The sequence below is a fragment of the Promicromonospora kroppenstedtii DSM 19349 genome (assembly GCF_000515355.1).
Classification (GTDB): Bacteria; Actinomycetota; Actinomycetes; order Actinomycetales; family Cellulomonadaceae; genus Promicromonospora; species Promicromonospora kroppenstedtii.
In genome coordinates this window covers 40,716-62,935 of the sequence record NZ_KI911621.1, presented here as the reverse complement: position 1 = coordinate 62,935, position 22,220 = coordinate 40,716, and the positions used below count along the sequence as shown (strand labels likewise).

The window sequence follows — 22,220 nt, the reverse complement described above, 5'->3', positions numbered from 1 at the left end:
CCGGCGAGCAGCACGGTCTGGCCCAGGCCCTGACGGAGGGCCAGCGCGCGGGGGAGCGCGGCGTCGTCGACCAGGCGGCGGGGCATCGAGCCCAGGGCGGGCAGGGAGAACGCCGAGACCACGCCGGAGGCCAGGCCGGCGGCGGCGAGAAGCCACGGCGTCGGACCGGTGGCGTCCAGACCGAAGGCGAGAGCGAGACAGATCACGACCATGACGGCCTCGGTGCACAGGAGCAGGCGTCGGGCGCCGACGCGGTCCGCGACGGAGCCGCCCACCAGCACCAGGATCAGGCGGGGCAGGCCGGAAGCCGTCAGGACGAGCGCGGCCACCTGGCCGCCGTGCGACGCCGCGGCCCAGCCGAGGGCGAACCAGAGGACGGAGTCGCCGAGCTGGCTGAGGGTGCTCGCGGCGAGGAAGACGAGCCAGGTGCGGGGGAGCGGAGTGGGCATGGCTGGACCCTGGAGGGTCGAGCGGGTCGAGGGTCAACCCGCTCCCGTTGCGGCACCCGCCGCGCGACTACGATCGAGCGGTGCGACTGTTCGAGAACCTGACCGCCACGCAGGAACCCGCCTGGCCGGAGCTGCGGCGGCGCGTGGCCGAGGCCTCGGTCCCCGTCGAGATCCTCGCGCCCGACGACGCGACCAGCCGGCGCACCCTCGAGCAGCTCCAGGTCACGACGAAGTCCTACCTCGGCGCCCTCGTCGTGCACACGGGCGGGCTCCTGATCGATCACGGCTGGTTGCGCGTGTACGGGAGCCCCGCGCCGGACGTCTTCGGGCAGCAGCCGCCCGCCAGGCTGCCCGGTTTGGCCGCGGTGAACGACTTCCCGCCGGTACCCACCGCTGACTGGTCCGCGGCGCTGGGGATCGTCGTGGCCCACGACGCCCTCGGCGGGACCTTCGTGCTCAACGGGACCGACCCCGACGGCGTCGGACGGCCCGGGAATCCCGGAGAGATGATCTACCTCGCGCCGGACACTCTCCAGTGGGAGCGGTTGGAGGCCGGCCACGCGGCGTGGCTCGCGTGGGTGCTCGACGGCGGACTGGCCGACTTCACGGAGGGCCTGCGCTGGACCGGTTGGGAGGCCGAGACCCGTGATCTCAGCGGTGACAGCGGCCTGAACTTCTTCCCGCCGCTCTGGACCAAGGAGGCGCACGTGGATCTTGCCGCCACCAGCAGGGCCGTGGTGCCGATGGCGGAGCTGGTCGGGCTCGCTCGGTCCACTGCCGCGCAGATCGACGGTGCTGACCTCGGGCCGCTGGGGAAGTTCGGCGACCGGGTCTGATCGGCCCAGGCCAGAGCGTTCTCTGGCCTGGGCCGGTCCGGGTCAGTCGCGGTCGAGCTGCTTCGCCGTCGGCTCCCCGACGGCTCCGCTCCGGAGCCGGCCGTCGGCGCGGTCCTCCCAGAACGTCGCGTTCTCGATGCCGAGCCGCCGCGGGTCGAACTGCGGGTCGAGCCCCCGCTTCTTCTGCTCCCGGTAGTCCTTCAGCGCCTTCAGTGCAGGACCCTGGAGGAACAGGATGCCCACGATGTTCAGCCAGGCCATCGAGCCGACGCCGATGTCGCCGAGACCCCAGGCCGCCCCTGCGGTGGTCACCGCGCCGTAGGCCACCGAGACCAGCACCAGGGCCTGTAGCGCGCGCTGCATGGCGCGCGCCGCCAGGCGGTTGGTCATCTTGCGGGTCAGGTAGTTCAGGTTGGTCTCGGCCATGTAGTAGTACGCCACGATCGTGGTGAACACGAAGAACGAGAGGACGACGGCGATGAACGTGGGGCCGGCACCCGGGAACACCGAGTCGAGGCCCTGCTGCACGAAGCCCGGTCCGGGCTCCACGTCGCTGCTCAGCCCGCCGCCACCCTCCTGGATCACGTCGCTCGGCCAGACCTCGCCCGCGAAAGTGTTGTACATGCCCGTCGAGATGATGATGAACGCGGTCGCGGAGCAGACGAACAGCGTGTCGACGTACACCGCGAAGGACTGTGCGAAGCCCTGCTTGGCCGGGTGCGAGACCTCGGCGGCCGCAGCCGCGTGCGGCCCGGTGCCCTGACCCGCCTCGTTGGAGTAGATGCCGCGCTGCACGCCCCACTTGATCGCGAGGCCGATGATCGCCCCGAACACCGGCTGGACGCCGAAGGCGCTGCCGAAGATCAGCCCGAACACCTGCGGGATCTCGGTGAAGTTGACGAAGAAGACGATGACCGCGATGAGGATGTAGAGCAGGGCCATCACGGGGACGACGACCACCGCGAAGTTCGCGATGCGCTTGACGCCACCGATGACGATGAAGCCCAGCAGGATCACCAGGCCGATGGCGGTCACCCAGGTGGGGACACCCCACGCGGTGTCGATCGCCGACGCCATGCCGTTGGCCTGCACACCCGGGAGGAAGAAGCTCATCGCGAGGATGGTGACGACCGCGAAGAGGATCCCGTAGGCCAGCGAGAGGCCACGGGCCTTGTGCTTGTAGGCCTTCTCGAAGTAGTACGCCGGGCCACCGCGGTACTCACCGGTGTCCGGGTCCTTCTCCTTGTAGATCTGGCCGAGCGTGCACTCGATGAAGGACGTGGCGGCGCCCAGGAATGCGGACGTCCACATCCAGAAGACGGCCCCGGGACCGCCGAAGGCGATCGCCGTCGCGACGCCGGCGATGTTCCCCACGCCCACGCGGCCGGCGAGCGACATCATCAGGGACTGGAAGGAGGACGTGCCGTCCTCCGATTTCTCGCCCTTCTTGAGCTGGGCGACCATGTCGGGGATGTGGCGCACCTGGAGGAAGCCGGTACGGAGGGAGAAGTACAGACCGGCGAGAAGACACAGGGCGATCAGCGGGATCGACCAGATCAGCTCGTTCACGGTGCCGATGGAATCGGCAAAGCTCATGCGTAGCTCCTGGGTGTGGTTGTTCGGACACGCGCACCGGAGGCGACCTGTGAGCGCGGTCACGGACTGGCAACGTCGGACACCCTAACGGGTGAAATATGGGTGAACGCCAGTCCTTCGCCCGAAGGTGGGCCTGTGGGCCCAGAAGTGTGGTCACGCCGGCCAGGCGGGACAGTTCCATCCGCCGTCGTCCCACTCGACGAGGAACGGCTCGGCGTGGGGGAGCGGCGCTCCCCACACGGAGGCGCCGAGCGAGCACAGCCGGCTCAGGGCGAGGGTCAGGCTGCCGACGTGACCGACGACGGCGACGGTCTCGCCCTCGTGTCGTCCGGCGATGCGCTGAAGGGCCGTTGTTGTCCGGGCGAGGACCTCGTGGCCGGTCTCGCCGTCGGCGACCCGCTCGTCGAGGCGGCCGTCGACGACCCAGGCGCGGAGGACCTCGGCCGTGCGTGCGCGTACGGCGGGGTCGCTGCTGCCGTCGTGCTGCCCGATGCCGATCTCGACGAGCTCGGGTACCGGTTCGACCTGGAGGTTGATTGCTGTGGCGAGGGGTCGTGCTGTCTCGAGGGCTCGTCTGGCGGGGCTGGCATAGACATTGCTGATCGGCTCGCCCGCCAGGGTGTGGGCGGTGCGGAGGGCCTGCTCACGTCCGTGCGCGGTGAGCGGTGCGTTCGGCAGGGCGCCGGCGAGGGCGGCGGTGACGTTCTCGGACTCGGCGTGGCGGAGGCACCACATTCGGAGCGGGGCGCTCACGTGTGGGGCCGCGATGTGCCGAGACCAATGTGCCAGGCCGTCAATCCGACACATTTTCGCACTCTGCTGACCGGTCCTGCCTGAACCGGAGAACCGCCAGTACGAAACCCACGATCGAACCGACGAGAGGCAGGAACGTGGCGACTGTCAGCACCAGCAGGCGGCGGCTGAGCAAGACGTTTCCTCGCACTGAATAGACCGCAGCCGCAACCCCCGCGACCCATACGACGAGGACGACCCACTCCGCCGGACTTATCGCGAACATCAGACCTTCCAACTCGTGCCGATCGTGCCGTGGCCAGCACGGGGCAGGCTCCGAGTCTCAAACGGTACTCAACTGTCGCCGGGCCGGAGCGCGCGCAGGTACCGCCGTCGATAGATGCGCTGAGCGACCAGGATCAACGGGAAGAGTCCGCGCCACATGCCCCGGCCGGCGTGAGTGAGGGAGCGCAGCGTGAGGTTCACGTTCCCGTTGTCGTCCCGGTGGACGATGAATGCTTCTTCGCCGGAGACCGGATGGCCGTCCAGGGTGCCGTAGGAAAGCGCGGCCCGGTTGCCGGTCGAGACCGTTGCGATGATCTCGACCGGCTCTCGTACGCGGAAGGGTCCGATGCGTGCGACGAGCCAGTAGCGCTCGCCCTGTCGTGCGCTACGTCCGGCCTCGAGCGCCGGTTGCACGGTGAACCCGCTGCGGGTCTTGATGCCCCAGGAGAGGACCACCGACGAGGCCGTGTCCCAGAGGTCGGTTCCGGAACCCAGCCGGACCGTGTGTTCGTAGGCGCGCCACCCTGCGGGCGGCGGCCACTGTTCGGCTGCGGGGGCTGTGCTGCCGACGCCGGTGTAGGTCAGGGGTCGTCGACGGAGGTCGTCGTTCATGAATCCCATCCGTTCATCGGAATTGCTGTCGGCCTTGAGAATGATGCCGCCTAGATCGTGGGGCAGAGCCAGTCACTCGAGCTCGGCGAGCTGCGGCACATCCTCGACGGGGCCGACCGCGATGAGCACGTTCTTGCGTACATAGACCGCGATCCGCCCGTCGTGGTCGCAGTCTGGGCACTCGCACAGCCAGCCATCCAGGACGACGCCGGACGCGTCGGGGTCCCCGACATGGTCACGGTCCCAGCGCAGGGCGTCGCCCAGCTGATAGCGGTACTGCCAGACCGTGCCGTACCGGAACTGAATCTCGCGCGGTGCGGTCGTCTGGCACGCCGGGCAGTCGGTCGTCACATCGAGCGAGTTGAACGCGCCCACGTCATTCCGCGACGTCGCCGCGTTCGGCAAGGTACGTGCTGAGCAGATCCAGGGCGAGTGCGCACGCCGCGGTGTCCTCCTCCGCGGTCAGGTCGCGCTGCCTGACGTCCTGCCGTTCAGGCGGAACGACCGCCTCCACGATGTGGCGCTCCCAGACGATATTGGGACCGCAGGTCCTGAGCCGGTCGTGGAGCCAACGCGAGAAGCCACGCAGGAGTCGTTCTCGGGCCCAGTCGAAGCCGCCGACGAACGCGGCCAGCGTGGCGAACGAGTCGTCCATGACGAACATGCGAGGTCGATGCTGGAGATGCCAGACCAGCGTCGCGAGGCTCACCTCGCCAGCGTCGTCGCCGGGATCGCGAGGACTCTCCGGTCCGGCCTTGCCGCGCCACCCCGCCGTCAGGTCGCGCGCGACGACGGTGATGGTGCGGTTGGTGAACTCCAGCTCGTGGCTCACGCCGTCGGCGTGTGGCAGCAGCTCGTCGGCCATGAGGTTCGAGCGCATGTCGTCATCCTGGTCGCCGTCCAGCTCGATGTGGGACACACCGTGGTACCGCACGACGAACTCGGGCGGCGCCTCGCCCCACGCGGCCAGGACCAGGACGACCTCGACGCCGTCGTCGGTGTGCCGAGTGGACATGCGGTCGAACGACGCGCTGCGCGGGCACCACTGATGAGAGAAGTCGTAGTGCTCCGGATGGAGTGCGAACGTCCGGGCGCCTGGTGGTAGCTCGTCGGCGTGCTGCTCGAGCCACGCAAGGTAGGGGCGGACGTCGGTCATCGTCCCGCCGTCGGACGACTCCACGGTTGCGTAGCGCACGGGGGAGTTTCCCACAGGGGTTATGGTCGAGCGCTGGCCTCGGGCGCGAGGAGCAAGATCGCGCTGTGAAAGACCGCCCGATCGACCTGGAGACCGCTACTCGACCGCGACGCCGGTCTCCCTCTCCAGCGCCCCCAGCAGCCTGTTCTGGAACCCCACGTCCAGCGCCGCCGCATGCGGCTCCTGCCGCTCCCGGTGGTACCAGTACCCACCGGTCGTCAGCGCCTCCGGATCGTCACTCGTCGCCAGCCACTCCTGCGTGCGGTGGCCCAGCTCCAGATCGTCCGGCGCGCCCGCCCCGCCCATGCGGGTGGGCACCCACCCGGGGTCGACGGCGTTGCTCAGCACACCCGGACGCACGCGCGCGACGGCGGCCGCCAGGGCTGTGACGTACAGCTTGCTGTCGCCGTACGAGCCCGGCTTCCGCCCCTGCCAGTCGACGCCGTCGAGCACCGGGCGACCGCTGTAGTGCGAGCCGCTGCTCAGGTAAACCAGGCGCCGCGGATCCGGCAGCAGGGCCGTGAGCAGGTACGGGGCCACGATGTTGACCGGCATGACCGCCCGGCCGCTCCACACCCCGACGTTGTGGATCACCGCGTCCAGTGGGGCGTCGTCGGCCAGGCGGGCGGCGAGGTCGCGGACGGCGTCCCGCTCGCCGAGGTCGGCCACCACGAGATGAGCGCCGCGGTCGACCAGCGGCCGCAGGGCCTCCGCCCGGTCCGGGTCGCGCGCGTGCACCACCACCTCGTGCCCCTCGGTCAGGAGCGTGTCGGCCGCGAGGCGGCCCAGCCCGTCGGCGGAACCCGTGACGAGGATCCGGTGCACGGTCGCAGAGTCCATGACCTCGATCGTAGGCGCGCCCCGGTTCCGGAACTCCGGCCAGGGCTCAGGTCTTGGTCCGGTAGATCCGCATCGCGATCGGCCCCAGCACTGCCGTCAGGACGACGGACGCGACCAGCACCCAGAGGATCGCGGACGTGTCCGGGCTGCCCGCCATCAGGCTGCGCTCCGCGGTGACCAGGTGGGTCACGGGGTTCACCTCGACGAACGCGCGCAGCCCGGACGGCATGGTGGCCGGGTCGACGAACACGTTCGAGGCGAACGTCAGCGGCATGAGCACCAGCATCGAGATGCCCATGACGGCGTTCGGCGAGCGGACCAGCAGCCCCAGGATGATGAACGTCCAGCTCAGCGCGAAGGCGAACACCAGCAGGAGCAGCACGCCGAGTACCACGCCCGCCAGCCCGCCCTCGGGCCGGAATCCCAGCAGGAGGCCCAGCGCGATCGTGATCACCGAGGCGATCGTGTAGCGCACGGTGTCGCCCAGGAGGGCGCCGACCACGGGCGACGGGCGCCAGATCGGCAGCGAGCGGAACCGGTCGAACACGCCCTTGGAGATGTCGTTGTTGAGCGTGTAGCCGGTGTAGATGGTCACGAACAGGATCGTCTGCACCAGGATGCCCGGCAGCAGGAACTGCACGTACGCCTGCGTGGAGCCGGCCAGCGCCCCGCCGAACAGGTACGTGAACATCAGCGTGAAGATGACGGGGGAGACCAGCACGTCGAAGAGCTGCTCGGGCACGTGCTTGATCTTCAGCAGCGCGCGCCAGCCGAACGTCAGCGTGGTCCCGAGCGCAGACGGCCGGGTGGGCCGGTCGGTCAGGGCGACGGCGTCGCGCAGGGTCGTGACGGTCATCGCGGCACCTCGGTGGTCTCGCGGGATCGGGTGCCGTGCTCCGGGGCCGGCTCCTCGTCGTCCGGCACGGGCTGGCCGGTGAGGGCGAGGAAGACCTCGTCGAGGCTCGGCTGGCCGAGCGTGAACTCGGGCACGCTGATCCCGGCCTCGGTCAGGGCGGGGAGCAGGCGGGGGACGGCGTCCGCGCCGTCGTCCGGGACGCGGGCCGCGATGGCGTGCGGGTCGGAGTCGTAGGTGACCTCGGTGCCGAGCACGCGCTCGGTGATCTCGGCGGCCCGGGTGCGGTCGGTCACCTCGGCGACGCGCAGGTGCACGGCCCCCTCGCCGACCGACCGCTTGAGGTCGCTGGATGTCCCCTCGGCGATGGTCCGACCGTGGTCGACGACGGCGATGCGGTCGGCGAGCTGGTCGGCCTCGTCGAGGTACTGCGTCGTGAGCAGCACGGTGGCGCCGTCGTCCACCAGCACGCGGACGATGTCCCACACCTGGTTGCGGCTGCGTGGATCCAGGCCTGTGGTCGGCTCGTCCAGGAACAGCACGCGCGGGGCGAGCACGAGCGAGGCGGCGAGGTCGATGCGCCGGTGCATGCCGCCGGAGTAGGTCTTGACCTGGCGCGATCCGGCGTCGGCCAGGTCGAACGCCTCCAGCAGGCCCTGGACCCGGCGGCGGGCCGCGGCGGGCGCGAAGCCGTAGAGGCGGGCGAGCATGATGAGGTTCTCCGTGCCGGTCAGGTCCTCGTCCACGGACGCGTACTGCCCGGTGAGGCCGACGGCGGAGCGGACGGCGTCGGCGTCGTGCACCACGTCGTGGCCCAGGACGCTGGCGGTCCCGGCGTCGGGCCGCAGCAGGGTGGCGAGCATGCGGACGACCGTGGTCTTGCCGGCCCCGTTGGGGCCGAGCAGGCCGAAGACGCTGCCCTCGCCGATCGACAGGTCGATACCGTCGACGGCCTTGGTGACGGACTTGCGGCTGGTGAAGTGCTTGACGAGGCCGCGTGCCTCGACAGCCGGCGAGTCGGTCATGGAATCCTCCCGCTGTCCACTGCGGTGCCGTCCGGTCCGGGCCCCGTTCCGACTCGGAAGTGGTCGAAGCAGCGGCTCCCGTCAGGGCAGCCGCGGCGGCGACGGCGCGGCGGTCTGCCGTAGCCGGTCGGCCAGCTCGTCGGCCAGCGACCTCGCGCGCGCCAGCTCCTCGAGGATCCTGCGGACCGCGTAGTCGTGACCGGTCGGCGCACCGGGGCGACTGCCATCTTCCACGTGCGGTTCATGCGTTGGTCCTGTCGATCGGCGGTCTGGCTCTCACCGTGGTGAGCACCGAACCAGCGTGATCGACGTCACCGCCGCCGGTCCAGGGACCAAAGTCCTGCGGTTGCCGGGGCCAACGCCACCCGGACGGTGCGGCCTGGGCGCACGGACCGTGTCGGCGCTGGTCAGAGGTCGAACCCCGGTCGGGCAAGAGGCCCGGGTACGGTCTCAACCTGCGGCGGTCCCGGCGCGTGGGTAGGAGCATGGAGACACTTGTGGGCAGACAGGTCGAGGTCCGGGTGGGCGACCGGTCGCGCGACGAGGAGTTCGTCGCGTTCGTGGAGACCGAGGGGCCGTACCTGTACCGGACGGCGTTCTTCCTGGTCGGCGAGCGGGCCCCGGCCGAAGACCTGGTGCAGGGCACGTTCGAGCGCGTCTACCGGCGCTGGGACGCCGCCCGGGCCGGGAGCCCGCGCGCGTACGCGCGGAAGGTGCTGGTCAACCTCAAGACGGATACGTGGCGGCGGACGCGGCTGACCGACGTCCCGGGCGACGAGAAGCTCCCGGTCGCGCACGAGGACGACCACGCCGCGCAGGTCGCCCTCCGCGACGAGCTCGCGCGGGCCCTCGGGAGCCTCTCGCCGCAGCAGCGGCGGGTCGTGGTGCTGCGGCACATCCTCGACCTGCCGGAGGCGGAGGTCGCCCGCGAGATCGGTCGATCCGTCGGCACCGTCAAGGCCGCCGGCTCCCGCGGTCTCGACCGGCTGCGCTCGCTCCTGACCGACGTCGACCCGGAGGCCGTGGACGAGCCGGTCTTCGACGGCCGCGAGGCGCTGGACCGTAGCAAGGCCGTGGCCGCGCGTCGGGCGCGGCGCAACGCTGTGGTGAGTGCCGCCGCGGTCGCGGTCTGCGCTCTGCTCGCCCTGGTCGTGCACGGTCCCGTCGGGGTGCCGGTGCTCGACGCCGTCACGACGCCGGCGCACCGCTGGGTGGTGGAGACGTTCGGCCTGCCCGCGGTCGACACGGATCGTGACGACGACGGCGCGGCCCGTGACGAGGACGCGGTCCGGGACGACGACGCCGTGACCGGGCAGGACGCCGCCGTCGGGCTGGGGGATCTCGACATCCCGGAGATGGCTGCCGCTGCCCCCGACTGTGCCGCGGAGCCCGCCACGCCGGAGGCGACCGGGACGATCCCGGTCCCTGCGGACGCCCCGACCGGGGGCTTCACGGTCGTCCGGGCGCTCGACGCCGCGGACGCCCGGCCGGCGGTCGAGTGCGTCGACTACGTCACCGAGCACCGGGTGGACCTGGGGAATCCTCCTGGTTTCATGGTCGGAGCCTTCATCGGGAGCGATCTCAACGTTCCGTTCGCGGTGCGTCGCGACGGCACACTGGTCGCCGCACCGCGCAGGCCCGACGTCGGCCCTGCGTCGGAGCTGATCACGGTGCTGGCGCGACCGACCGCCGGGGCGGACGGCGAGTCCGTCCTGGAGCACTGGCAGCTCTCGGCCGCCGTGTCGGGCTCGTCGGGCACGTCCGACGCCGAGCGTCCCCCGTATCTCGACGTCGGCAGCCCGGTCCTCACGGAGACGCATGTCGCCTGGACCAGGGGGTTCTTCGAGGAGGAGCCGGTCGTGGTCAAGGTGCAGGCGCCGGACGGCGAGGTCCGTACGGTCGCGCGATACCAGCCGGACCCCGCACGGAGAGTCTGGAAGATCGCGGCGGGAGGACGGACGCTCGCGATCCTGCACGTCACGGACCAGAACTTCGGTGCCGCGGACCGGTGCGTGGGGTCGGTCGATCTGGTGGACCTGGAGGCGCCCGAGGCCGACGTCGACCGGGACGTGGTGACGGACGTGTGCGCGATCTCGGACAGTGACGAGGGTGTCGTCGTCTCGCGCAATCCCGCCGAGGGGCCGAGCGTGATGGGGCTTCTCTCCGCAGGTACCGGCCTGCGGGAGCTCGTGCGGCTCGATCAGGACGCGGCGTGGAACCACTACGCGTTCCTGTCCGGGGACATGCTGCTGTTCGAGTCGGGGCAGTGGATGGTGGCGGTCGATACCGGGTCGCGAGAGGCCACCGTCGTTCGCGAGGACGCCGGGTGGACGATCGGGGCTCTCGACGACGGGGTGCTCTGGGCGGGCGACGGGGACATCTACTACCTGCGGCTGCACGCGCGGGACGGGGTGGAGGTGCCGGCATTGACGACGCTCGGCCCCGACTCCGAGGGGGTCTCGTGGCTGGACGTGGCCGGGTCCGGGAGCCGGGTCGTCTGGACGGAGCACGACAGTGCGGAGATGGAGCGGCTGCAGGAGCAGGACTCCTACGGGTTCGAGGAGCTGCGGCAGACGCTGGTGTACGTGCGGACGGCGTGGTGAGCGTGGGGATCGTCGGTCGCGGGCGCCGCGGGGGCCCGCACTAGGCTGAGCCGCATGCCTGACTCCACGACGGCCGGTCCGGTGGACCGTCGCGAGACCTCGCCCGGACAGCTGCCCGACAGTGTGTTCAAGGTGCCCACCCTCGACGAGGTCGCGCTGCGGGCCGGGGTGTCGCGCTCGGTGGCGTCCCGCGCCATGAACAACGCCCGCAACGTCAGTCCCGCCAAGCGGGAGGCCGTGGCCCGCGCGGCGACCGAGCTCGGCTACGTTCCCAACGCGACGGCTCGTGCGCTGGCGACGAGCACAGGCAGCTCCGTGGTCCTGGCGGTGTCCGACGACGACCCGGCACTGTTCGGCGACCCGTTCTTCTCCCAGGTGCTCGTCGGCGTGGCGGGAGCGCTGGACCGGTCGGATCTGGACCTGACGCTCATGCTGGCGTCGTCGGAGCGGGGTCAGGCTCGGCTCGAGCGCGTGCTGCGGTCACGGCGCTCCGACGGGCTGATGCTCATGGCCCTGCGCGGGGACGACCCGCTGAACCGGCTCGTGGCGGCGACCGGGCTGCCGGTCGTGGTCGGCGGCCGGCCGCTGCACGGCGAGGCGCGGTGGTACGTCGACGTCGACAACCGGGGCGGTGCCCGACTCGCCGCCGAGCACCTGCTCGGATCCGGGCGCACCCGCATCGCCACCATCACGGGCCCGATGGACCTGCAGGCCTCCGTCGCCCGGTACGACGGGTTCGTGGACGCCATGGCCGTGGCACGATGCCGCTCGGACCTGGTCGAGCACGCCGACTTCAGCTTCGAGGGTGGTGCCCGGGCGATGGAGCGGCTGCTCGCCGTCCACCCCGACATCGACGGCGTCTTCGCCGCCTCGGACAACATGGCGGCCGGCGCCGTCCGCACCCTCAAGGCGCAGGGCCGCCGCGTGCCCGACGACGTCGCGGTGGTGGGCTTCGACGACCTGGAGATCGCGCAGCACACGGAGCCGGCGCTCACCACCGTCAGCCAGCCGATCCGTGGTCTCGGTCAGGAGATGGCCACGATGCTGGTGCGCCTGATCGGTGGTGAGTCGCCGACCCCGGTCATCCTGCCGACCCGCCTGGTCGTGCGGGGGTCGGCGCCGGGCGGGGCCTGACCCCGCGCCGGGCGAGATCAGTACTGCGTGTACTTGACCCAGTCGTAGGTCGCCGTCCGCTGGCCGGTGTAGTTGAACGGCCCGAGCCAGCTGTCGACGCCGGTCCCCGGCCACAGGTTCATCATGATGCGCTGCGGGCGCGTGGGGAGCGGGCCCCGCGAGCCGTTCTCCTGGTGGACGAGGCGGCCGTCGACGAACCAGTTGATCGTGCCGCCGTTCCACCACTCGATGGCGTAGTCGTGGTACCCGGCCGCGGCGTCGAAGCCGAGGTTGATGACCGACTCGTGCCCGCCGACGCCGTTCGTGAAGTAGTTGGTCTGCATCTGCCACGTGTTCTTGCCGAGGATCTCCACGTCGATCTCGTCCCACGGCTGGCCGTCGCTCGGCCCGGTGTAGGTGAAGAACGAGGTGACGATCCCCGACCCGGACGCCGCCTTCATGCGGACCTCGAAGCGCCCGTAGGAGTACAGCTCGTTGCTGCGGTACTCCCCGGAGGCGTACGGCTTGCCCGAGCAGCCGCTCGGGCACGGCGTGTTGTTCAGGTTCAGGCCCATCACGCCGCCGCTGTGCCAGACGTGGTCGGCCCGCCAGCCGGCGTTGAACATGCCGCCGTTGCTCCAGCCGTCGGCCTTGTTCCAGCGGCCGGTGTTGTACGAGTCGAGGTTGTCGGTGAAGCTGCCGCCGACGGCGGCGGCCGGGGGCGTCAGACCAGGTGTCGCCGAGAGCCCGAGCAGCAGGCCGAGGGCCAGCGCCGGGGCCAGGCCCAGGAGCCGGCGCCGCGGTCGGGCGGTGGAGCGGGGCTGCGTCGTCGTCGATCGCATGCGTACCTCCGTTGGTACTCGTGGTGGGTGGTGCCTGGCTGGTGGGTGGTGCCGGGCTGGGCGGGTGAAGGTCGTCAGTGGTGGACGCCGAGCGGCGGCTGGGCGAGCTCGATGAGCTCCCGTGCCTGCTCGGGGAACCACTGGCCCGCGGCCGGGTCGACCATGCCGCGCTCGGGGTCCTCCGGCCCGCCGAGGCCGCGGAAGCACTCGCCGTCGGACTCGCCGGGGATCTTGATCCACAGCAGGGCGTCGACGAGCTCGTTGCCGGTGTCGGTCGTGGGCCGCAGGCCCAGCCCACGGTCGGGCGGGTTGCACCACGTCTCGGCGTCGGGATAGACGCCCGCGGGCGCGGCCCAGGCGCCCCGGCCGTTGCGGCTCGTGTCGACGACGAAGTGCGTGGTGGGCTCGACGTCGCCCAGCGCCGCCTCGTAGCGCGAGTCGATGCCCGCGGTGTTCAGCGCCGGGTCGGCCGCCGTCGGGCTCCAGACTCCCTGGTTGGACAAGGTCACGCCGGTCCAGTCGTTCGCCGGGCCGCCGCTCCAGTACTGGTTGCCGCAGTTCGCGTAGTCGCCGGGCGAGACCTCGGTGACGTAGGCGATGCACTGGGAGATCCAGGTGCCGTAGGCCACGCTGTTCTCGGTGAACTCGTAGTTGGACACGTTCAGGAAGAACCCGTCCGCGCGCTCGACGCCGGCCTTGACGAGCCGGTCGGCGGCCTCGCCCACGTTCAGCCAGGACGTGTTCGTGCCGTCGAGGTACACGACGGCGTTCGGCAGCTCCTGCAGGCGGTCGACGGCGTAGTTGAGCATCTCGAACCGCTCCGCCGCGGCGTCCCTGCCGGTGGTCTCGGGGTCGTACTCCGGCGGGCGGCAGTTCTCGAGCTGCCCGTCCAGCGTCGTGTACCAGGGGATGACGCCGAGCCCGTCGGGCTCGAGGACGACGGCGGCCTCCTCGCGGCCGATGCCGGCGGCGAAGCCGTCGATCCATGCCTTGTACTCCGCGACGTCGCGAGCGCCGCCGGCCGAGTAGAGCGCGCAGTCACGGAACGGGATGTTGTACGCGACCAGCACGGGGACCTTGGTGCCGGTGCGCTTCACCAGCTTGTGGACGTCCCGTTCCACCTCGGCGGGGCTGCCGTCCGTGAACCACGTGGAGCTGGGGATCTTGCTGAGCAGCAGCGCGTCCCGCCTCGCCTGGCCGCGCAGGGCGTGCGCTGCCTCCTTCGTGGAGCTCTGCGGGTTGGTGTAGAGCTTGGTACCGGGGCCGAGGACGTCGTTGGCCGCCCAGGCTTGGGTGGCGCCGCCGCTGCCGATCAGGGCGGTGCCGCCGAACAGGGCGGTGCCGAGCGCGCACGCGGTGAGCGCGGCCAGGAGCCGGCGGGGTCGTTTCATGAGGGATCTCCCAGGGTCTCTGCGAACGCGTCGTTGCGTGTTCGTCGCGGTGATGCATGGGACGTGCACAGAACTGGAAGATTGTGGAAGCGCTCCCAGTTCGACCATGGTGTTAGGAGGTGGGGGAGCGTGTCAAGGCGTCCGGCGCAGCCAATACCACCCGAGCACCACGCACACGAGGCCGTTGAGGACCCCCACGGCGACATCGCTCGGATAGTGCATCCCTCGGTACAACCGGGAGTAGATGACGAGCAGGGGCAGTGCCAGCAGCACGACGGTCACGCTGACGCGCAGCCACGCGTACCGGATCCTCTGGGCCATGAGCGCGAGCGAGACGTAGAGCGCCACCGAGGCGCCGGAGTGGCCGCTCGGGAAGCTCGAGGTCGGCGGTGCCGCGTCGAGCTGTTCCACCTCGGGGCGTTCGGCGCTCACGACGAGCGTCGCCAGCATGAAGACCGCCGCCTGGACGGCGACCGCGATCGCCGGGACCACCGCGTACCACCACAGCCTGGTGCGCCACCAGACGACGCTGACCACGACGAGGCAGATCCCGATGATCGTCTCGGTCGTCCCCAGCACGCCCCAGACCTCCGTGAGGAGGTCGAGGGTCGCCGTGCGCTGCTCGACGAACCATTCGTTGACCGCGTTCTCCTGCTCTCTGAGCCCCGCCAGGGGGCCGGTCAGGAGGAACCCGAGCCCCACGACGAGCACCCACCACACCGCTGCCGGGACGCCGACCCGCAGGCCGAGGTCGCGGCGCACCTCGCGCCCCTCGGGCGTCGAGGTGTCGTCGGCCCACCGATCGAGGTCGAGCATCAGGAGGACGTACCCGGTTCGCGGCGCGGCGCCGACCAGTGCTGGTAGGCGAGGTACGACGCCAGCACGAAACCGACGCCGAAGAGGACGCCGGCCGCCACGTCGGAGGGGTAGTGGACGCCGAGCATGACCCGGTCGACCGCGGTGGCGACCGTGAGCATTGCGGCCCCGACTATTGCCGTGGCGCGTAGGGCGCGCGATCTGAGCGACGGCCACACGAGGGCCACGAGTGCCGTGGTCATCGCCGCGGTGTTCGCGGCGTGCCCCGACGGGAACGAGAAGCCGTCGGCGCTCTCCACCGGCTGGTCCAGCACCGGCCGCGCGCGGCGCGCGAGCTCCTTCAGCAGGTTGGACAGGCCCCAGGCCGTGAGGATCGTCGTGAGCGCCCACCAGGTGCGCGTGGCGTTGCCGGTGCGCCACCAGTAGACGAGGCAGATCGCTCCGACGGGCACGAGCAGGTGGATTGCGAGGAAGGCCCACTGCCATGCGATGAGTGCCCGCAGCAGCTCGGGATGCTGAGCCGCGAACGCGGCGCCCTCCGTCACTGCACGTTCGTCGAACTGCACGAGCGGCGGCCACTGTTCGCGCACGAGAAGCGCGATGACGACGATGGCGGCGCCGGTCGCGACACCGACGAGCGCAGCGCGTACCAGGCGGCGCGCGCGAGGTGCGGTTCGCGTCGCGCCGGGGGTCTGCGGACCGCGGGCGGGGGTGCGGTGCCGTGCGGGTCTCATGTCGACACGGTCCCACAGGGGGTCGTTACTGGCCCATGGTGGCGTGTGCCGCTTCCCCGCATCGGTGCGGGCGGGCGGGAGGCTCGACGTTCCTTCGAGGCGTCTCGGCCCGGTTGCTGGCGCTCGCGGTGCGGGCGCGGCATCGTTGCCCCTCGGGTGCCGCGTGTGCGCTCCGGGGGATATGTGGACAGGGGTGCGGGGATGAAGCGGCGACGTGACCGGCTGGCAAGCCGACGTCGGGCATTGGGGCTGAGCCAGGAGGCGCTCGCGGAGCGGCTGGGAATCGAGCGCACCACGGTCGCTCGCTGGGAGTCTGGCGAGACCCAGCCCTTGGCGTGGTTCCGACCGCGCCTCGCCACCGTCCTTCAGGTGTCGGTGGACGATCTGGATGTGATGATCCGCAATGTCGACGAGCGTGCCGACACCGGTGGGCGCAAGCAGTCGAGGTTACGTATCGCGATCTGCGGCAGCCGGGTCGCGGGCAGCGACGCAGGACTGATCGATGCGACGGTCGCTGAGCTTGCCCGGCTCGTCGTGTCGGAGAACCTTGACGTCAACCATGGACCGATCGGCGTTGGTATCGAAGTCATGACGTATGTGGCGGACCAGTTCCGACCGTCCGGTTTCACCATGACCGCGGCGCTGTTCGAGCACGAGAACGTGGTCCGTGGCGCGGATCTGTTCCTCGTGATCGGTGGCGGAGCGGGGACTGCCGCGGAGGTGACGCTCGCACGGCAGGCTGGCAGGACGATCGTGCCGTTCCCTCGCACGGGCGGCACCGCGAGCCGCTGCTATGAACAGATGCGAGCTGATCCACGTCATCATGGTGGCCTTGCGGGTTCCGTTCTCGACGAGATCGGGGCCTGTGAGAACTCGGCGCAGTACGGAATGCTCGTTGAGCGCATCGTCTCGATGAAGGTGGGGGCCTGAAAATGACCAGCCGACCGTATGTCGTGCTTTCTGTGGCGGCGAGCCTCGACGGGTACATCGACGACGCGACGCCCGAGCGGCTGCTGCTGTCCAACGACGAGGATTTCGACCGGGTCGACAGCGTGCGGGCCGACGTCGACGCGATCCTCGTGGGGGCCAGTACGATCCGGGCTGACAATCCTCGACTGATGGTCCGCTCGGAGGAGCGCCGGGCGAAGCGGCTTGCCGACGGGAGGCCGGAGACTCCCGTGAAGGTGACTGTCACGGCCAGCGGAGACATCGATCCCGAGGCGAAGTTCTTTGCGACCGGTGACATCGACAAGATCGTGTACACCACGGCGGCCGCTGCGCCGGCACTGTCCGATCGGATGGGACCGGCCGCCTCGGTCGTGGGGCTTGGGGACAGTGTCGACCCGGCCGGTGTTCTGGCCGATCTGGCCGCGCGTGGCGTGGAACGGCTGATGGTCGAAGGCGGCGGAACGATTCACACGATGTTCCTGTCCGCAGGGCTCGTGGACGAGCTGCACGTGGTGTTCGCGCCGTTCTTCGTCGGCGACGAGAGTGCGCCGCGCTTCGTCAACCCCAGCGGCTTCCCGCAGGACAGCAAGCACCGGATGGCCCTGGTCGAGACGCGTGCCATTGGTGACTGCGTGCTGCTGCGCTACATTCCGCGGCGATGAGCGAGTTCCGCGAGTCCCGAGACAGGGCTCTCCTTGAGCGGGCCATCGGTCTGGCCTGGCGGTGCCCTCCGTCCGAGACGGCGTTCTCGGTCGGAGCGATGGTCGTGGCCGATGACGGCACGGTTCTGGGTACGGGATGGTCGCGGCGGGGCGATCTTCATGAGCACGCCGAAGAAGCCGCACTTGCTGATGTCGGCGAGGCGGACCGCGGCCTGCTTGCTACTGCCACGATCTACACCTCCCTCGAACCGTGCAGCACACGTGCGTCACGCCCCGTCACCTGCACCCAGCACATCCTGCGGGCCGGCATCCCGCGGGTCGTGTTCGCCTGGCGCGAGCCCGACCTGTTCGTCGACTGCGTCGGTGCCGAGACGCTGCGTGCCGCTGGCCGTGAGGTCCTTGAGTTGGCCGAGCTGGCCGGCGCTGCGCGCGAACCCAATGCGCACCTTCTCCCGTGAGCTCAGAGTCCGCGCCCGACGGGGACGGATCCCACGACGAGTGACCCTGCTGGCGGTCTGACCTGGCTCGCCGTCGGAACGACGGCCCTGTGCTCCGCGGACGGTGCCGTCGGCCTCCCAGGGTCACCCGTATCGGCGCTGGTCAGAGGCTCGATGCCACAACTCTGCTACAGCACTGCGTCATCGCTGCGATGGGTTGAGCATTCCTGCTCGGATTTGATGGGTCCACCAGGCAAGCGACGGTCCGAAACCGTCGTCTGCCCGCGGCCAGCTCCATGGCCGTTCGGACACCTCACGAGAAGGAGTATGCGATGGAGACCAAGTCCTCGGATGTTCTCGCCGACCTCGACACCGTGGCGGTCGAGCCGCCGGTGGTGACCGAGCTGGGCACCCTTACGCGACTGACGCTGGGTCAGGGCAAGAACGACACCGCCGACATGAAGAAGTACTACTACTGACCGACCTGCAGCGACGAGACGGGAGGCCTGATCCGATGCGTAGTTTCGGTGGATCGATTACGACGGGGGCGGACCTCCCGCCCCGTCCTGCGGGCAGTCGCATGCTGCGGTCACGGTATGTAGCGGTGTGGTTGCTCGGTGCCTGGCCGGATGACCAGGTGCGCGTCCTCGATGGTCCGGATTGGTGGTGCGTCGTTCTGGGCGAGGTCACGTGTGGCCACACAGAGCTGGCTCGCCAGGCACGTCGGTTCGCCAGCCGACTGGAGGTCGAACCGTTGATCGACCGGGGCGGGAACAGCCACGTCGTCTGGGCGGATGCCCGGAGGACCATCGTCACCGGTGACGTCGCCGGAACCCGTCTCGTGTTCCACGCGGTTCATGACGGTGCCGCACACTTCGCGTCTTCGTCCTACGTCTTGGCCGATCTGCTGGGAACCGGAGTCGATCAGGGATGGCTGGGGCTACGACTCTCGTGCCCGGATGTCATTCCGCTCTCGACACGATCGGCACACGAACGAGTGGCAGTCGTGCCGCCCACCAGGATGCTCGTCCTACGGCCCAGCCACGCACCGACGACCATGGGCCGGCCACCGAGGAACGCTGCGCTGAGTCTTGCTGCCGGTGGCAATCGGCTCTACGAGGCGCTGCGTGCCGAGGTCGGTGCCCCGTTGACCGGGCTTGTCACCTCGGACCTTTCCGGTGGTCTGGACTCAAGCTCGGTCGCAGCACTAGCCGCACGAGCGGTGCCCCTGATCGGGCTCACCCTTGATTCGGCACAGGTGGGAAATGAAGACCTGGCTCATGCCACGCGGATTGCCGCAACGCAGCCGATGCTTCGGCATGAGGTGCGTCGTATCCCCAAGACCGTCCTTCCCTACACGGACCTTGACCGGGTCCCGTATACCGACGAGCCGTGGTCCGATGCCGTCCTGTATGCCCGCACCCGCTGGTGGCAGCAACAACTGATGGACCTCGGTTCTTCTGTTCACCTGACGGGCGACGGCGGTGACGCCGTCCTGTCCGGGTCGCTGGCCTATCTTGCGGATCTCGTCCGTGACGTACCGCGCCTCGTCCGCGAAGCGCGTGCTTGGGCACAGCTGCGCACGAGTGCACCGCTCCCGATCGTCGTCGCGGCCACACGCTTGGCCAGGACGTCGGAGCGGTCCGCACTGAGAAGGCTCGTCCGTGAGCTTCGTACCGGTCGTTCGTCGCACCAAGGAGCGGCAGGTCGGCTGCGGTGGTTCGGAGCACCTGACGCCGCCTGGCTTACCACCGAGGGCCACCGTGCGGCCGCTGACTGTGTGCCTTTGCCCGACGACCGCGTCGGAGACGAGGGACCCATCGGGGATCGCATCGCCGCCAACGCAGTCCTGACGTTCGGGAGGGACCACCGCATCGATCTGGAGATAGCTCAGGCGCATGGTCTGCGTCAGGTAGCTCCCTTCGTGACCGATGGTGTGGCGCGTGCGTGCCTTTCGGTACCCGCACGAGAACGTACCAGCGCATTCGTCGCCAAGCCTCTGTTGCGAGCGGCCCTGAACCAGCACGTTCCTGCATCGGTTCTGGACCGGTCCACGAAGGGTGACTACACCGCGCTCCACTACGCGGGCCTGTCCCGCAACGCCGGCGACCTGCGTGCCCTCTTCGCGAGGTCGCGTCTGGTCGGCTCCGGACTGGTCGAACACGGGCACGCAGCCATGGTGCTCGACCGGGCGATCCGCGGTGCCGATGTCCGCCTGGCCGGCATCAACGACCTGATCGCTACCGAGGTCTGGCTTCGCTCCGAAGAGGCTCGTTCCCGCATTGCCTGGATCACCTGAGAGGAGGCAGCAGATGACGCCCCGCTATCGACTGGCCGACCACGTCACGTCCACACCGACGCCTGACGGCGGCAGCGTACTGATCGACGTCGCCCGCGACCGCGTCTACGCCCTGAATCCCACCGCTGCCGCACTGCTCTGCACGCTCGTGGAGGGGCCGGGCGGACCTATACCGGACATCGTCGAGCGCATCGCGCGACAGGATGACACGCAGGCCGCGACCTGGACCGAACATCTGCGCACTACTCTGCTCGGCGGCCGCCTCATCCAGGAGGCAGGAGCATGAGCGTGACGATGGCGGCCCCCCAGGTCGGGCGGATGTCCGGATCGAAGACTGTGCTGGCGTTCATCGCCCTCGTGCTGGTGATCGCCTTCCTGAGGCTCTTGCCTCTTCGGGTCTTACTCGCGGCAACGAGGTGCTGCAACGGTCGTGCGCATGACCTGGCTACGGTGGATCAGGCCCACGCGTTGGTGCGGACCGTTCGCCGCGCGGCGACCTGGTGGCCAGGTCGTGCTGCCTGTCTCGAGATCTCACTGACGACGACGTGGCTGGCCGCCCTACGCGGGCGAGCCGTGGTGTGGTGCCACGGCGTGCAGGTCCACCCGTACACGTTCCATGCGTGGGTCGAGGCCGACGGCGTTCCGGTCGACGAACCCGCGACCACGCCTTCTTTTCTGCGCACCATGACGATCCCGCCCGTACTCGAAGGAGCCACCCATGACCACCGCCGTTGCCAACGCGGTCGCCGCTGTCGACTACGACCACTTCGTCACTGAACCGGACGGCTCCACACTCCCTCAGTCTTCCGGCGTCGCTTCGATCCAGAAGATGCTCGAAGACCTCGATGTCCGGCCCGGACACCGCGTCCTGGAGATCGGCACCGGATCCGGTTACACGTCCGCGCTGCTCGCCAGCCTTGTCGGCCCGAGTGGACTCGTGAGATCGGTCGAGGTGTTTGCCGACCTGGTGCCCCGGGCGCAGGCTCGCCTGGAAGCGGCCGGCGTCACGAACGTGACTGTGAGCAACGGCGATGGTTATGCGGGCGACCCGGGTGGAGCGCCTTACGACCGTGTCGTGGCCTGGGCGACCCCGCACGTGATCCCGTCTGCTTGGATCGACCAGGTTGCCCGGGACGCCGTCATCGTGGCACCGGTCAAGGTCGCAGAACTTGCGACTGCGCACGCGATCGTTGCCGTCACCGTGACCGCCGGGCATCCGCGGGTTGTCGCAGTGCGACCTGGTGGGTATATCGAGATGCATCCCGAACCCGTTACCGTCTTTGGACTGCCGCTTCGCTATGTCACGGCATCCCACGTTCCTGATGATGCCGAACCGTGGTGGATCAGTAGCCTGGCGCAACGGAAGGTCCCCGGGGCGCTCGGCCTGGTACTGGACCGGCTCAGGACCGGGCCTGACGTGTCGAACACGCCGCTTGTGGCGGCGGAAGAACTCGACGACTTCAGGGCTTGGTTGTATGAGACCGTTCCGGACGAGCTGGCTACCGCCGGGCTCTCTGATCGCTTCACCAGCATCGGTATGGCCAATGAAGACGGCGCCGCATTCCTCACGGACGGCGAACTGGTCACCTCGGGGGATGCCGATGCAACACGAGTGCTGACTGGGTGGATCGAGCAGTGGCGGGAAGCAGGACGCCCGGGCTGGGCCGACGTAGCAGGTGTCGTCGTGCCGAACGCTGAGGGATGGAAAGTGCGCTTGACGCTCTAGGTGCGTCCTGCAGCTGAACTCTTCTGAGGACGCGTCGGCGGTAGACCAAAGCGCTCGGCCTGGTCTGGATCGTAGTTCTTGCCGGCCGGCCGAGCGAGGCAGATGAAGCGCGGGCGTTGTGGCTCCGGGTCCTGGCCCAGTCCCGAAGGGCTATTTAGGGCCCACACAGCGCTGCCTCCAGCCCTCCAGAATGCACGAAGCCCAGGTCAGAAACACTCTCTGACCT

At 69.8% G+C, this 22,220-nt stretch carries 24 protein-coding genes; 11 read left to right on the top strand and 13 right to left on the bottom strand.

Annotated elements, in window-relative coordinates; all coding sequences use genetic code 11:
• Positions 1-449 (bottom strand): MFS transporter (locus PROKR_RS05365; RefSeq protein ID WP_036960315.1); only part of this gene is annotated, 449 nt, incomplete at its 3' end.
• Between the two features lie 80 nt (positions 450-529).
• On the opposite strand from PROKR_RS05365, the gene PROKR_RS05360 reads away from it, so the two are divergent.
• Positions 530-1,285, top strand: a complete 756-nt coding sequence (locus PROKR_RS05360; protein WP_036960256.1) for a DUF2625 family protein — start codon at positions 530-532, stop codon at positions 1,283-1,285.
• A 42-nt stretch (positions 1,286-1,327) separates the two neighbouring features.
• Here the strand turns inward: PROKR_RS05360 and PROKR_RS05355 are convergent, their stop codons facing one another.
• From PROKR_RS05355 to PROKR_RS05315, 8 genes are all read right to left on the bottom strand, one after another.
• Entirely contained in the window at positions 1,328-2,881 is a 1,554-nt protein-coding gene (locus PROKR_RS05355; protein WP_036960254.1) for an alanine/glycine:cation symporter family protein, read from the bottom strand.
• A 153-nt stretch (positions 2,882-3,034) separates the two neighbouring features.
• Positions 3,035-3,634 carry a histidine phosphatase family protein gene (locus PROKR_RS05350; protein ID WP_245605710.1) on the bottom strand — a complete coding sequence of 200 codons (600 nt, stop codon included), beginning with the start codon at positions 3,632-3,634 and terminating at the stop codon, positions 3,035-3,037.
• A 333-nt stretch (positions 3,635-3,967) separates the two neighbouring features.
• A complete protein-coding gene (locus PROKR_RS05340) occupies positions 3,968-4,510 on the bottom strand; it encodes a DUF1990 domain-containing protein (protein ID WP_036960312.1) in 543 nt (180 codons plus the stop codon).
• A gap of 72 nt (positions 4,511-4,582) precedes the next feature.
• Complete coding sequence (locus PROKR_RS05335) at positions 4,583-4,885, bottom strand: hypothetical protein (RefSeq protein WP_036960249.1); 303 nt, start codon at positions 4,883-4,885, stop codon at positions 4,583-4,585.
• A 1-nt stretch (position 4,886) separates the two neighbouring features.
• Positions 4,887-5,720 carry a hypothetical protein gene (locus tag PROKR_RS05330; RefSeq protein WP_169736329.1) on the bottom strand — a complete coding sequence of 278 codons (834 nt, stop codon included), beginning with the start codon at positions 5,718-5,720 and terminating at the stop codon, positions 4,887-4,889.
• 81 nt (positions 5,721-5,801) lie between these two features.
• The gene (locus PROKR_RS05325) at positions 5,802-6,545 is read right to left on the bottom strand and encodes an SDR family NAD(P)-dependent oxidoreductase (RefSeq protein ID WP_342665853.1); all 744 of its coding nucleotides are present in this window, start codon (positions 6,543-6,545) and stop codon (positions 5,802-5,804) included.
• Between the two features lie 46 nt (positions 6,546-6,591).
• Complete coding sequence (locus tag PROKR_RS05320; RefSeq protein WP_036960244.1) at positions 6,592-7,401, bottom strand: ABC transporter permease; 810 nt, start codon at positions 7,399-7,401, stop codon at positions 6,592-6,594.
• A complete protein-coding gene (locus tag PROKR_RS05315; RefSeq protein WP_036960241.1) occupies positions 7,398-8,423 on the bottom strand; it encodes a daunorubicin resistance protein DrrA family ABC transporter ATP-binding protein in 1,026 nt (341 codons plus the stop codon). Before PROKR_RS05315 ends, PROKR_RS05320 begins: the two co-directional genes overlap by 4 nt.
• Positions 8,424-8,908: 485 nt before the next feature.
• On the opposite strand from PROKR_RS05315, the gene PROKR_RS36835 reads away from it, so the two are divergent.
• Entirely contained in the window at positions 8,909-11,026 is a 2,118-nt protein-coding gene (locus tag PROKR_RS36835) for a SigE family RNA polymerase sigma factor (protein WP_211240033.1), read from the top strand.
• A 54-nt stretch (positions 11,027-11,080) separates the two neighbouring features.
• Positions 11,081-12,160, top strand: coding sequence for a LacI family DNA-binding transcriptional regulator (locus PROKR_RS05305; RefSeq protein ID WP_084800259.1), 1,080 nt, complete (start codon positions 11,081-11,083; stop codon positions 12,158-12,160).
• Positions 12,161-12,177: 17 nt separating this feature from the next.
• Here PROKR_RS05305 and bglS read toward each other — a convergent pair whose 3' ends face one another.
• The 4 genes from bglS to PROKR_RS05285 form a co-directional block, all read right to left on the bottom strand.
• Positions 12,178-12,981, bottom strand: a complete 804-nt coding sequence (gene bglS, locus PROKR_RS05300) for a beta-glucanase (RefSeq protein ID WP_036960239.1) — start codon at positions 12,979-12,981, stop codon at positions 12,178-12,180.
• 74 nt (positions 12,982-13,055) lie between these two features.
• A complete protein-coding gene (locus PROKR_RS05295) occupies positions 13,056-14,372 on the bottom strand; it encodes a glycoside hydrolase family 6 protein (protein ID WP_036960237.1) in 1,317 nt (438 codons plus the stop codon).
• Positions 14,373-14,504: 132 nt separating this feature from the next.
• The gene (locus PROKR_RS05290) at positions 14,505-15,188 is read right to left on the bottom strand and encodes a phosphatase PAP2 family protein (protein WP_036960234.1); all 684 of its coding nucleotides are present in this window, start codon (positions 15,186-15,188) and stop codon (positions 14,505-14,507) included.
• Positions 15,188-15,922: a phosphatase PAP2 family protein gene (locus PROKR_RS05285; protein WP_051432695.1), complete on the bottom strand. Its 735-nt coding sequence runs from the start codon at positions 15,920-15,922 to the stop codon at positions 15,188-15,190. The genes PROKR_RS05290 and PROKR_RS05285 overlap by 1 nt, the downstream gene beginning before the upstream one ends.
• 201 nt (positions 15,923-16,123) lie before the next feature.
• Here PROKR_RS05285 and PROKR_RS30540 point away from each other — a divergent pair, with 201 nt between their 5' ends.
• From PROKR_RS30540 to PROKR_RS05255, 8 genes are all read left to right on the top strand, one after another.
• A complete protein-coding gene (locus PROKR_RS30540) occupies positions 16,124-16,852 on the top strand; it encodes a helix-turn-helix domain-containing protein (RefSeq protein ID WP_084800258.1) in 729 nt (242 codons plus the stop codon).
• Between the two features lie 2 nt (positions 16,853-16,854).
• Positions 16,855-17,532, top strand: a complete 678-nt coding sequence (locus tag PROKR_RS05275) for a RibD family protein (protein WP_036960233.1) — start codon at positions 16,855-16,857, stop codon at positions 17,530-17,532.
• Entirely contained in the window at positions 17,529-17,990 is a 462-nt protein-coding gene (locus PROKR_RS05270; protein WP_036960231.1) for a cytidine/deoxycytidylate deaminase family protein, read from the top strand. The genes PROKR_RS05275 and PROKR_RS05270 overlap by 4 nt, the downstream gene beginning before the upstream one ends.
• 311 nt (positions 17,991-18,301) lie before the next feature.
• Positions 18,302-18,448 (top strand): lasso RiPP family leader peptide-containing protein, encoded by a 147-nt coding sequence (locus PROKR_RS32455; protein ID WP_157601895.1) that lies wholly within the window; start codon positions 18,302-18,304, stop codon positions 18,446-18,448.
• Between the two features lie 125 nt (positions 18,449-18,573).
• Positions 18,574-20,268, top strand: a complete 1,695-nt coding sequence (locus PROKR_RS31375; protein WP_169736328.1) for an asparagine synthase-related protein — start codon at positions 18,574-18,576, stop codon at positions 20,266-20,268.
• A 13-nt stretch (positions 20,269-20,281) separates the two neighbouring features.
• Positions 20,282-20,554 carry an actinodefensin-associated protein B gene (gene adfB, locus PROKR_RS05260; protein WP_036960225.1) on the top strand — a complete coding sequence of 91 codons (273 nt, stop codon included), beginning with the start codon at positions 20,282-20,284 and terminating at the stop codon, positions 20,552-20,554.
• Positions 20,551-21,045, top strand: coding sequence for a lasso peptide biosynthesis B2 protein (locus PROKR_RS31370; protein WP_211240032.1), 495 nt, complete (start codon positions 20,551-20,553; stop codon positions 21,043-21,045). The genes adfB and PROKR_RS31370 overlap by 4 nt, the downstream gene beginning before the upstream one ends.
• Positions 20,987-21,994, top strand: coding sequence for a methyltransferase domain-containing protein (locus PROKR_RS05255; RefSeq protein WP_036960223.1), 1,008 nt, complete (start codon positions 20,987-20,989; stop codon positions 21,992-21,994). Before PROKR_RS31370 ends, PROKR_RS05255 begins: the two co-directional genes overlap by 59 nt.
• Positions 21,995-22,220 lie beyond the last annotated feature (226 nt).